Here is a 10,487-nt window from a genome sequence, read left to right as displayed (position 1 = left end):
ACATCTACGTGGAGACGAACCCGCAGGCCGGGATGCTCAAGGTCGCCCAGGAACAGCCCACGGAACCGGCGCCCGCGAGCCGTGCACTCCGAGTCCGGCGCGCCCGCGCGTGCCGGGCAGGGGCGTGGGTGAGCGGACCGTTCGACCGGTCCCGGGCGAACGGTCCGCTCACGCCGGCGTCGGCCGGTGCGCTCGGGCGATCACTGCGCCGGGGGTTGCTGGACCGGGGCCTGCGGAGCGGGGGCCTGGGCCGGGATCTGCTGGGTGGGCGCCTGCCGGGCGGCGAGGCGGTTGGCGATCGCCTGCACCACGGCCTCGGTGCGGGCCGGGTCGTCGGCTCCGAAGACCTCGGTGACCGACTCGCGGATCGCCGGGCCGGCGGCCTCGGCGATCACCGGGCGCAGCGCCTCGGCCACCGCCTGCGGGTCGCCCGTCGCGCCCGCGTTGATCATCGCGGGGAGCTGGTACACCACGCCGTTGGTGTCCCGGATCGCGTCCACCGCGGGCACCAGCACGTGCTCGGCACCCGGCACCCGGGACGGCCTCGGCCCGAGCAGGGCGTTGAACATGTGCACCAGCAGGCCGATCGCGGTGTGGTTGCCCGCCTCGGTGCCCCAGCCCACGATCTGGCCCTGCGGTCCGCGCGGGCCGAACAGCTCGTGGTGGATCTCGTTGAGCTTCTGCGCCTGATCGGGAGTCAAGTCGTCCTCCGGAGTGGATGAGCTGAGCAGCCCCGCGAGCTCCTCGCGGGTACCGCGGAACGCGTTCGCGTCGACCGGTGCGTGCCCGGCGACGGTGGCGGAACTGGTGAACTGCAGGATCGCGACGCCGAGACCGCCGTAGCCGCCCCACTGGGCGTCGTAGAAGTCCCGGTAGCGCTCGTAGATCTCGCTGGCGTAGCCGCCCTCGTTGCTGGCGTAGCGCGAGTACCACAGCGGTGGTAGTCCGCCCAGCGGTGGCGAGCCGATCTGCTCCCAGTACCAGCGCGGCAGGTACAGCAGCGGCGACCGGTAACCGGCCGCCAGCAGGCGCCCGATGATGTCGCGGGACAGGTCGGGACCGCCGCCGCCGTCCTCCACGTCGAGGATCACCGGCACGTCGGCGGGCACCGTGTTGATGATGTGCCCGGCCTGCGAAGCGGCGCTCGATTCGGCGCGCTGGTAGTGGTAAGCGGCGACGAGCAGTCCGGCGGCGCGGGCGTTGCCGAGGTTCGCACCGAACCTGCTGTCGACGAAGGAACTCCCTTCGGTCGCTTTGAGGAAGGCGAACTCGAATCCCTCGGCCCGAGTGCGGCCCAGGTCGAACGCGCCTTGGTGGTGGGAGATGTCGATGCCGTAGAGCACGACCGGCCTCACCTCGCGTTGGTCGGTGGCGGTAGCGGGACGCCGTGGATGATCAGGGCACTACTGAGGGTAGTCACATTCGCGGGCGGAGTGGTGCTATTAGGAGAAATCGGGCCCGAAAAGCCCCGTGTTGAGACCGCTCGGACCGTTTTCTAGGGTTGGTCCGGAGATCGGCTTGAGCAGGGGAGTTGTTGTGACGCAGACCGCCGTGGTGACCGGAGCGAGCAGTGGGATCGGCGCGGCCACCGCCCGTCGCCTGGCCGGGGACGGTTTCCACGTCGTGGTGGCCGCCCGCAGGCAGGACCGCCTCGCGGAGCTCGCGGAGGAGATCGGCGGGCGGGCCCTGGCGCTCGACGTGACCGATCAGGACTCCGTCGCCGCGTTCGCCGCCGAGCTCGACGCCTGCGACGTGCTGGTGAACAACGCGGGCGGCGCGTGGGGATCGGACCCGGTCTCGGCGGGCAAGCCCGAGGAGTGGCAGCGCATGTTCTCGGTGAACGTGCTCGGCACCCTGCACGTGACCCAGGCGCTGCTGCCGCTGCTGCGCGCCGGTGGCGGCGGCACGATCGTCAACATGACGTCGACGGCCGCGTTCGTCAACTACGAGGGCGGCGCGGGCTACAGCGCGTCGAAGCACGGCGCCCACGCGCTGACCGAGACGCTGCGCCTGGAACTGGCCGGGCAGCCGGTCCGGGTCATCGAGATCCAGCCGGGCATGGTGCACACCGACGAGTTCTCCCGGAACCGCTTCCACGGTGACCAGGACAAGGCCGACGCCGTCTACGCGGACGTCGATCGGCCGCTGACCGCCGACGACGTGGCCGGGGTCGTGGCCATGGCGGTCGCCCAGCCGCTGCACGTCAACATCGACAGCCTCGTCCTGCGCCCCCTGGCCCAGGCGGCGCAGCACAAGGTGCACCGCGGCCCGCTGTTCGACTGACCCGGTCCGGGCTGCACGGATCGAGGAAACCTCAGCGTCGCTCCGGGGTGGTCATCATCGCTGGTGAGGCAGCGTGCGTCCGGCTTGATCACCACGGGTGGGGTGGTCAGCGCTCGGCGGTCGCTCCGACGGCGCCGAGGTAGCGGGAGAGGATCAGCCGGAGCGTCGGGACCTGGTCGAGTGCGTCGAAGTCCGGGGCGACCCCGCTGCGGGAGAACAGGGCGTCGGCCAGGCCCAGGACCCAGTGGGCGGCTCGTTCGGCGTCGACGCCGGGGTCGATCCGGCCTTGCTCGGCGGCCTTGCCGAGCAAGGCCGCGATGCCCTCGCGCAGGTCGCGGTCGTTGCGCGCGACCAGCGTCGCGAGCTCCTCGTCCCGCCCTGCCTGCGCGATCAGCTCGACGACCAGGCCGGAGTTGCGGCAGTCGGTGAGCGGCCGGACCAGGTGGTCGACCAGCTCCAGCAGCGCGGCCCACGGGTCCGGCGCGTTCGCCGCGCGGGTGAGCTGCGCGGCGTTGTCGCGGCCGTCCTGCTCGAAGATCGCGGTGAACACGGCGCGCTTGTTCGGGAAGTAGTGGAACAGGCTGCCGGAGCTGATGCCCGCGGTCGAGCAGATGTCGGCGGTCGTCGTGCGGTCGAAGCCCTTGCGCGCGAAGCACCCGGCGGCGGCGTCGAGGATGTTCCTGCGCCGCGCGGCGTAGCGGTCGGGGTCGACGGTGCGCATCAGTTCTGGTTCCGCTGCGGCCGGGGGCGGACGTACTGCTGCTTCTTCTCGTCGCGGACCAGGAAACCGGCGCGTTTGATCGCGTCGCGCAGCTGCGCGGCATCGGTGTCGTTGCGCTTCTTCAACGCGTGCGCGCGGGTCCGCAGCAGCGAGTCGGCGCGCACGCCGACCGCCGGGGTCTCGGGAACCCACAGCGCGAACTCGCCGCCGTGCGGGTCGGACTTCAGCCAGCGGTAGCCGTGCTCGTGGAACGCCGCGCGCAGGGTGGCGACGGGGATGCCGGTCTGCTCCCTGGCGAGTTCGTCGCCCGCTGAGTCCTGCAGCACCAGCGCGCCCCGGTCGAGGAACGCCGAGTCCACCTCGGTGCCCGCCACCTCGGACGGGGCGCGCCGTCCGCGGCGGAACTCGACGCGTTCCGGGGCCACGTTCACGCTCAGCCGGTCGGCCGCTTTCAGCGAGGAGAAGCCGATGCCGGCGAGCACGCCGAACCCGGCGATGCCGAGCGTGCCCGCGGGCTGCGGCAACGAGGCGATCAGCTCGAACATCCCTTGGAACGGGGCCCAGCGCAGCCCTGCCACCCACCCGGCGGCGAGCGCGACCAGCCAGCCGATCAGCCCGCCCAGCACGGGTAAGCCGATGACGGAGCCGTAGCGGAGTCGGACGGGTTCGACCGCGAGCGTGGCGTTCCCGGTGACCGGGGAGGAGTCCTGCGTCATGGGTCCATTATTAGAGCGCGTGCTCGGTTTAATTTCATCGGGGTCTTCAAGTGGCGATCGCCGGAAGTTCCTTGTGCAATGGGCGCCATGACGACGTCGCGGTGGGTAACGGTGGGAATGCTGCTCGTGGCGGTGCTGGGCATTGCGGGCGCGACCACCCCTGCGCTCGCCGGTCCGGCGGAGCAGGAGATCACGGTGGTCGGCACGGTCCAGGCGGGGGTGGAGCCCCGGTGCTCCCTGCTGCCAGGGCAGGGCCGCACCCCGTACCTGCTGGTCGGCGGCGATCCGTCAGTGGTGAAGCCCGGTGCGCACCTGGTGGTGCGTGGCCGACCGGATCCCGGCGCGCTCACCACGTGCATGCAGGGGACCCCGCTGCACGTGAGCGAAGCGCACCCCGCTTAGGGCCGGACGAGGCGGTACTTCAGCGGGGAACGCCGGCGGGGCCGGTCTGCCGTGGTCGGGGCGGCAGACCGGCCCCTTTTCCCGTCCGGGGCCGGGGCCTCGGGCGAGGAGCGAGGTTCCGGGCGCCGAAGGCGAGCTGCTGGCTTCCGGTCATGGCCCTGTGATGATCCACGATCGCCCACCGGCACGATTCCGGCTCCCGACGCCAGGACACCGGTCGGTGCGGTCGCGGCTGCCTGCGAGACGGGATCGGACGATCATCGGCGGAGCGGGTCCATGGCAATCGAGGAGTCCGCGGTCGCGGACGACGCACGTTTCCTGTCGGCGTTGAGCTCCGCGCTCGGCGGGCTGTCCGGGGTGCTGGCGGTGAGCCTGGACGGCTCCCGTGCCACTGGTGAGCAGCGATGGGGACCTCGCCCTCGGTGGTCGGGAGTGGTGGGAGTGGTGCGCGGTGTCACCTGTCCGGTTGCGCAGCGGACCCGGTTCATCACGCGGTGTGCGGGAGGCCACCACCGGTTAGGGACGAAGGGCCCGGTCGCACGACCCCGAATCGGGGCCACAGTGGGAAACGCACGAACTGACTGGTCCGCGCAAGGGAGAACCATGATGATCCGATCCCCGTTCGGAACGTTCCGCCCCGGGTCCCAGGATGCGGCCGGGTCGAGGGACGAGAGCACCGTCGGCGTTCCCGCACCGCGGGCCGACGAAGCCGCCACCGCGCCACCGCACTCGATGGTGCAGCCGCGCACGGGCACCGCGGCACTGGTGGTGTCCCGTGGCCCGGAGCAGGGGGCGGTCTACCCGCTGGAGCAGAACTGCACGGTGCTCGGCAGGCACCGCGACTGCGACATCGTGCTCGGTGACGTGACCGTGTCGCGGTACCACACCGAGGTTCGGTGGGAGGGCGGCCGGTTCGTCGTCCGCGATGCGGGTTCGCTCAACGGCACCTACCTGAACCGGCGGGTCGTGGACAGCGCCGAGCTCGCCGACGGCGATGAGATCTGGGTCGGGAAGGTCCGCTTCACCTTCTACGAGGGGCGCTGAACTCCCGCGCCAGGCGGCGGATGCCGTAGTCGGGTGCGTTAGTCCCTTTCCCTGCCGCCACACGGGCGTAGCATAAGAGCAGCCGACTCGTTCGGCGAAATATGCGAAGACTGATCGACAAACGATTTCCGGTGTTTGGTGGCGGAACGTCGCGGTCATTCTGCTGCTGGGAGGTCGAGCAATGAAATCACGGATTGCCGCGGCAGTGGCGCTCGGTTACTTCCTGGGGCGCACGAAGAAGATGAAGCTCGCGATCGTGGTGGGTGGCGTCCTCGCGGGGAAGAAATTGCCCACCGATCCGGCCGAACTGCTGCGGCAGGGCGTGAAATCGGTCGCCGGGTCCGACGAACTGAGTTCGCTCACCCGGGATGTGCGCGGTCAATTGGTGGAGGCTGCGAAAGCCGCCGCGACCGCGGCGGCGTCCAGGAAGATCGAGTCGCTCGGGGACAGCCTGAGCGAGCGGGCCGCCGGACTACGGGACGGGGCCGGGGAGGCCTCCCCGACCCGGAACGCGGGAGCCCCGGAGGCCGACGCCCCCGAAGCCCCGGAGGCCGACGCCCCCGAAGCCCCGGAGGCCGAGCAGGCGCCGGAGGCGGGGTCCGAGGCCGAGCAGGCGCCGGAGGCGGAGCGCCCGAGGGCGCGTGCCCGGCAGGGCACTCGGGGCACGCGTCCCGCGCGCCCGGAACACGCAGGTCGCGGGGGTCGCTCCGCTTCCGATCGTCCAGCGCCGCGTCGCGGTGCCGACCGGCCGAGTCGAGGTGAAGGCGATGCCTGAGGCAGGCAAGAGCCCGACCAAGGGCGCGAACCCGCTGCAGGATCTTCCGTGGGGGCGGCTCACGGACGCCGGGCAGGACCTGTTGTCGGCCGCAGCCGAGCGGGCCGCGGGGGCGTTGGGCGACCAAGCGAAGGGCCTGATCGGCAGGCTCACCCGTTACGCGGCCGACGGCGGTGGTGACTCCGGACTGATGGCGGCGGTCACCGGCGGCAAGAAGCTCACCGAAGGAGCCGGGCCGGTCAAGGCGATGCTCAGCGCAGGCAAGGACGTCGCGAAGAAGAAGGTGGGCGAAGTGCTCGGAGTCGGTGGTTCGGCGGGCAGCGGTTCGGCGAAGGTCGTCAACATCGTCGAGCAGTGCGACGTCGGGTTGCCGCTGCGGGTGGTCTACGACCAGTGGACGTGCTTCGAGGACTATCCGAGCTTCACGCGGAAGGTCGAGAGCGTCGAACAGGAATCGGATGAGAAGATCAATTGGCGCGCGCAGATCTTCCTGTCGCACCGGAGTTGGGAATCGACCATTCAGGAGCAGGTTCCCGATACTCGGATCGTCTGGCATTCGACCGGGTCCAAGGGATCGGTGGACGGGACGGTGACGTTCCACGAGATCACTCCGACGATGACCCGAATTCTGCTGGTCCTGGAATATCATCCGCAGGGATTCTTCGAGAAGACCGCGAACCTCTGGCGGGCCCAGGGCCGCCGGGTCCGTTCCGATTTCAAGCACATCAAGCGCCACATGATGACGCGCACGATCTTGGAGCAGGACGAGGTCGAGGGTTGGCGCGGTGAGATCCGGGATCGCGAAGTCGTCCGCACGCACGAGGACGCCGTGGAGCAGGAGCAGGCGGACCGCGAGGCGGAGGACGGTGGCGCTGAGGAAGACGGGTACGACGACCGCTACGCGGAAGACGACGGGTACGACGACGAGGACGACGGGTACGACGACGAGGACGAGTCCGCAGCGGACGGCCCGTCCGACGAGTCCGCCGCGCGGCGGCCGGAACCGGCACGTCGATCTCGGCGCGATTCCCGCGAACAGCGGGGTAGGTGATCTCGTGACGGTGGCCAACACCGGGCAGGGCGGGTCCGCGGTGGAACGCGGATCGGCCAACAGCCTGGCCGACGTGGTCGAAATGATCTTGGATAAGGGCTTGGTGATCGACGCCTTCGTCCGTGTGTCGCTGGTGGGCATCGAATTGCTGACCGTGGACGCGCGGATCGTGATCGCGAGCGTGGACACCTACCTCCGGTTCGCCGAGGCGACGAACCGGCTGGACCTCGATCAGAAGGGCGGCAAGGACCTGCCCGAGCTGATGCAGGGCATGGCGCAGGGCGGTGCCGAGGGCAAGACGAAAGGCGTGCTCGACGCTGCCAAGGACAAGTTCGACGAGGTTCGCGGTTCCGACGCGGAGCCGGAACGGGAACCTGCTCGGCCGCGCCGCGAATCGCGGGATCGGGGGCGGGGCCGATGACGACGCGGACCGATCAGGACGCCGCAACGGTGACGCAGGGCGTGTACGTGTACGGGATCGTCCGGGCGGGAGCGCCGGTGTCCGCGAAACTGCCGACGGTGGGTGGCAGCGGTGCCCTGCTCCAAGTGACCTGCGGTTCGCTCGCGGCGTTGGTGAGTGAGGTGGAACTCGACCGCCCGCTGGGCACGCGGGAGGACCTGCTGGCCCACGAGGAGGTGCTCGACACCGTCGCGGCGGAGTCCACGGTGCTGCCGTTGCGCTTCGGGGGTGTGGTGACCGATGTGGACGCGGTGCACGACGAGCTGCTCACCGAGCATCACGACCACTTCGCCGCGGTGCTGCACGAACTCGACGGCTTGGTGCAGTTCTCGCTGCGCGGTCGGTACGCGGACCAGGTGCACCTGCGCGAGATCGTCGCCGAGGTCCCCGAGATCGGCCGGCTGCGCGACTCGTTGCGCGAGGCCGCCGAGGACGAGGGCTACGCCGAGCGCGTCCGGCTCGGTGAGCTGGTCAGCGAGGCCGTGGAACGCACGCGGGCGCGCGACGTCGAGGTCGCGCTCGCCGCGCTGGACCCGCTTTCCGCGGCGACCGCGGTGCGGAAGGTCAGCGGGCAGGACGACGCGTTGAGCGTCGCGTTGCTGGTCGATCGGGACCGGATCGCGGAATTCGAGGACGGTGTCGACGATCTCGGGCAGCGGTGGGCGGACAGGGTCCGATTGCGCCTGTTGGGGCCGATGGCCCCGTACGACTTCCTCCCGGAGAGCTGACATGGGACTGATCAGCGGGATCCTCACCGCGCCGCTCGCCCCGATCCGCGCGGTGACGTGGGTGGCGGAGCGGATGAAGGAGCAGGCTGAGCGCGAGTACTACGACCTCGGCACGATCCAGCGCGGCATGGCCGAGGCGGATGAGCTCTTCGAGGCGGGCGAGATCACCGAACAGGAGCGGGACGAGTTGCACGACGGCTACCTGGCAAGGCTGTTCGAAGCACAGCGGCGCAGGTCGGGGGAGATGTGATCGATCATGCCGGGTGCATCGGACCGCGCGGGAAGCTCGGAACGGAACCGTCCGAGGCGGCGTCCGCCGCCGGACGAAGGCGCGCCGCCGGAGGCGGCGCCGCCCCGGTCGAGCCGGTTGCGCGCGCCCGAGGTGGCGCGGCTGGCGCTGGAGCAGCTGGAGGAGCTGATCGGGAGGTCGGCCGAGGGCGTGACCTCGTTGCAACGGGGCGAGCAGGGCTGGCTCGTCGGAGTGGAAGTGGTCGAGTCGCGCCGAGTCCCGGCGACGACCGACGTGCTGGCGCTCTACGAAGCGGAGCTGGACGAAGCGGGCGAGTTGTTGTCGTACCGGCGGGTCGAGCGGTACCCGCGCGGCGAAGGCTCGCGGTGACGGGAGGTGGTGGGCGATGACGGGTTCCGACGCCGGCGGCTCACGCGCTCCCGCCTGGTACGGCCAGCAGAACACGCCCGCGCGCCAGGAGGGGGCGAACCTGGCCGACATCTTGGAGCGAGTGCTCGACAAGGGCATCGTCATCGCCGGGGACATCCAGGTGAACCTGCTCGACATCGAGCTGTTGACGATCAAGCTGAGGCTGGTGGTCGCCTCGGTGGAGCGGGCCAGGGAGATGGGCATCAACTGGTGGGAGTCCGACCCGACGTTGTCGGCCGGCCACCGGGACCTGGTCGAGGAGAACCGCAGATTGCGCGACGAAGTCCGCCGACTGGAAGACGCGGCGGACCCGGACGCGATCGAGGAGCAGGGCAGTGACTGAGCCGATGAGCTACGTCTACGCGATCACCCGGGCCGGCGGTGACGCGGGACCGGGTGAGGTCACCGGCATCGGCGATCGCCCGGTGCGAGCGGTGCGCGCGGCGGGCGTGGTCGCGTGGGTGAGCACGGTCGACGCGGCGGATTTCGGCGAGGAGGGCCTGCGGGAGCACTTCGAGGACGTGCGGTGGCTGGAGTCGACGGCGCGAGCGCACAACCGGGTGATCGGCGCCGTTCCCACGCCGGTCGCGCCGTTGAGCCTGGCTACCGTGTACTACTCGGACGACCGGGTGCGCGAGGTGCTGACCGGCCGCGCCGGCGAGCTGCTGGAGGTGCTGGATCGCATCACCGGTCGCATCGAGTGGGGGGTGAAAGCGTTCGCCGATCCCCCCGCCGAAACCCCCGTGGAGCAGCAGCCGGAGGAAGAGTCGTCCAAGCGGCCGGGATCGGCTTACCTGGAGCGGATCAGGCGTCGCCGCGAAGGCGCCGAACGGCACCGGTCGGACGCCGCGGATCGAGCGGAGCGGCTGCACCGGCAGCTTGTCGCGCTGGCGCACGCCTCTCGGGTGCTGCCGGCGCAGAACCGGGAACTGGCGAAGTACGAGGGCACGATGGTGCTCAACGGCGCCTACCTGGTCGACGCCGACCGGTCCGCCGAGTTCCGCGAGGCCGCCCACGCCACTGCCGCCGACGGCGGCCTGCGCGCTGAGGTCACCGGGCCGTGGCCCGCCTACTCGTTCGCGGTGATCGGGGGCGAGGAGGCGTGACCCGGCCGGAGAACGCCGAGGTGGCGCACGCTCGGGACGACGCACCGGTGCGCGATGCCCAGGAGGTCGCGCTGGTCGATCTGCTCGACCGGTTGTTGGCCGGCGGCGTGGTGCTGACCGGGGACATCACGATCTCGCTGGCCGGGGTCGATCTCGTCCGGGTCTCGTTGCGCGCGTTGATCACCTCCATCTACGAGGGTGCCGCGGGTACCGAGCTGGAGGTGGGTGATGGCTGAGGAGGAACGGCGGGCGCGTGGTGGGTTGCCCCGCCGCATCGACGCCGACTCGGAGTCGGTTCAGCGAGACCTGTTCAAGCTGGTGCTCACGATCATCGAGCTGGTGCGTCAGCTCATGGAACGCCAGGCGCTGCGGCGCGTCGACTCGGGTGAACTGGCCGACCCGCAGGTCGAGGACCTCGGAGTGGCGCTGATGAAGCTGGATGAAGCGGTGACCGAGCTGCGGGAGCGGTTCGACCTGTCCGCCGAGGAGCTCAACCTCGACCTCGGTCCCTTGGGCCCGCTGCTGCCGCGTGATTGATCCCGC

16 protein-coding genes are annotated in these 10,487 nt (G+C 70.7%); 13 read left to right on the top strand and 3 right to left on the bottom strand.

Annotated elements, in window-relative coordinates:
• Positions 1 to 200: 200 nt before the first annotated feature.
• Entirely contained in the window at positions 201 to 1,355 is a 1,155-nt protein-coding gene (locus tag OOZ19_RS09645) for a glycoside hydrolase family 25 protein (RefSeq protein WP_266089701.1), read from the bottom strand.
• Positions 1,356 to 1,536: 181 nt separating this feature from the next.
• On the opposite strand from OOZ19_RS09645, the gene OOZ19_RS09640 reads away from it, so the two are divergent.
• The gene (locus OOZ19_RS09640) at positions 1,537 to 2,283 is read left to right on the top strand and encodes an SDR family oxidoreductase (RefSeq protein WP_266089700.1); all 747 of its coding nucleotides are present in this window, start codon (positions 1,537 to 1,539) and stop codon (positions 2,281 to 2,283) included.
• A 106-nt stretch (positions 2,284 to 2,389) separates the two neighbouring features.
• Here the strand turns inward: OOZ19_RS09640 and OOZ19_RS09635 are convergent, their stop codons facing one another.
• Positions 2,390 to 3,004 (bottom strand): TetR/AcrR family transcriptional regulator, encoded by a 615-nt coding sequence (locus tag OOZ19_RS09635; protein ID WP_266089699.1) that lies wholly within the window; start codon positions 3,002 to 3,004, stop codon positions 2,390 to 2,392.
• Entirely contained in the window at positions 3,004 to 3,720 is a 717-nt protein-coding gene (locus tag OOZ19_RS09630; RefSeq protein WP_266089698.1) for a YqeB family protein, read from the bottom strand. Before OOZ19_RS09630 ends, OOZ19_RS09635 begins: the two co-directional genes overlap by 1 nt.
• Before the next feature lie 87 nt (positions 3,721 to 3,807).
• Here OOZ19_RS09630 and OOZ19_RS09625 point away from each other — a divergent pair, with 87 nt between their 5' ends.
• From OOZ19_RS09625 to OOZ19_RS09570, 12 genes are all read left to right on the top strand, one after another.
• Positions 3,808 to 4,122, top strand: a complete 315-nt coding sequence (locus OOZ19_RS09625; protein ID WP_266089697.1) for a hypothetical protein — start codon at positions 3,808 to 3,810, stop codon at positions 4,120 to 4,122.
• Positions 4,123 to 4,725: 603 nt separating this feature from the next.
• A complete protein-coding gene (locus OOZ19_RS09620; protein WP_416309414.1) occupies positions 4,726 to 5,166 on the top strand; it encodes an FHA domain-containing protein in 441 nt (146 codons plus the stop codon).
• Between the two features lie 181 nt (positions 5,167 to 5,347).
• Complete coding sequence (locus tag OOZ19_RS09615) at positions 5,348 to 5,941, top strand: hypothetical protein (protein ID WP_266089696.1); 594 nt, start codon at positions 5,348 to 5,350, stop codon at positions 5,939 to 5,941.
• Positions 5,934 to 6,992, top strand: coding sequence for an SRPBCC family protein (locus OOZ19_RS09610; protein WP_266089695.1), 1,059 nt, complete (start codon positions 5,934 to 5,936; stop codon positions 6,990 to 6,992). Before OOZ19_RS09615 ends, OOZ19_RS09610 begins: the two co-directional genes overlap by 8 nt.
• Before the next feature lie 4 nt (positions 6,993 to 6,996).
• The gene (gene gvpJ / locus OOZ19_RS09605; RefSeq protein WP_266089694.1) at positions 6,997 to 7,413 is read left to right on the top strand and encodes a gas vesicle protein GvpJ; all 417 of its coding nucleotides are present in this window, start codon (positions 6,997 to 6,999) and stop codon (positions 7,411 to 7,413) included.
• Positions 7,410 to 8,180: a GvpL/GvpF family gas vesicle protein gene (locus OOZ19_RS09600; RefSeq protein ID WP_266089693.1), complete on the top strand. Its 771-nt coding sequence runs from the start codon at positions 7,410 to 7,412 to the stop codon at positions 8,178 to 8,180. Before gvpJ ends, OOZ19_RS09600 begins: the two co-directional genes overlap by 4 nt.
• 1 nt (position 8,181) lies before the next feature.
• The gene (locus OOZ19_RS09595; RefSeq protein WP_266089692.1) at positions 8,182 to 8,430 is read left to right on the top strand and encodes a gas vesicle protein GvpG; all 249 of its coding nucleotides are present in this window, start codon (positions 8,182 to 8,184) and stop codon (positions 8,428 to 8,430) included.
• A 6-nt stretch (positions 8,431 to 8,436) separates the two neighbouring features.
• On the top strand, positions 8,437 to 8,799 hold the full coding sequence (locus OOZ19_RS09590) for a gas vesicle protein GvpO (protein WP_266089691.1): 363 nt from the start codon (positions 8,437 to 8,439) through the stop codon (positions 8,797 to 8,799).
• Between the two features lie 16 nt (positions 8,800 to 8,815).
• Positions 8,816 to 9,181, top strand: a complete 366-nt coding sequence (locus OOZ19_RS09585) for a gas vesicle protein (RefSeq protein WP_266089690.1) — start codon at positions 8,816 to 8,818, stop codon at positions 9,179 to 9,181.
• Positions 9,174 to 9,944, top strand: coding sequence for a GvpL/GvpF family gas vesicle protein (locus OOZ19_RS09580; RefSeq protein ID WP_266089689.1), 771 nt, complete (start codon positions 9,174 to 9,176; stop codon positions 9,942 to 9,944). Before OOZ19_RS09585 ends, OOZ19_RS09580 begins: the two co-directional genes overlap by 8 nt.
• Before the next feature lie 20 nt (positions 9,945 to 9,964).
• Positions 9,965 to 10,180, top strand: coding sequence for a gas vesicle protein (locus tag OOZ19_RS09575; protein WP_266089709.1), 216 nt, complete (start codon positions 9,965 to 9,967; stop codon positions 10,178 to 10,180).
• Positions 10,173 to 10,481: a gas vesicle protein K gene (locus tag OOZ19_RS09570; protein ID WP_266089688.1), complete on the top strand. Its 309-nt coding sequence runs from the start codon at positions 10,173 to 10,175 to the stop codon at positions 10,479 to 10,481. The genes OOZ19_RS09575 and OOZ19_RS09570 overlap by 8 nt, the downstream gene beginning before the upstream one ends.
• Positions 10,482 to 10,487 lie beyond the last annotated feature (6 nt).

This window comes from Saccharopolyspora sp. NFXS83, from assembly GCF_026241095.1.
Lineage (GTDB): Bacteria > Actinomycetota > Actinomycetes > Mycobacteriales > Pseudonocardiaceae > Saccharopolyspora_C.
The sequence above is the reverse complement of the archived record's forward strand: the minus strand, read 5'-3'. Positions and strand labels throughout refer to the sequence as shown.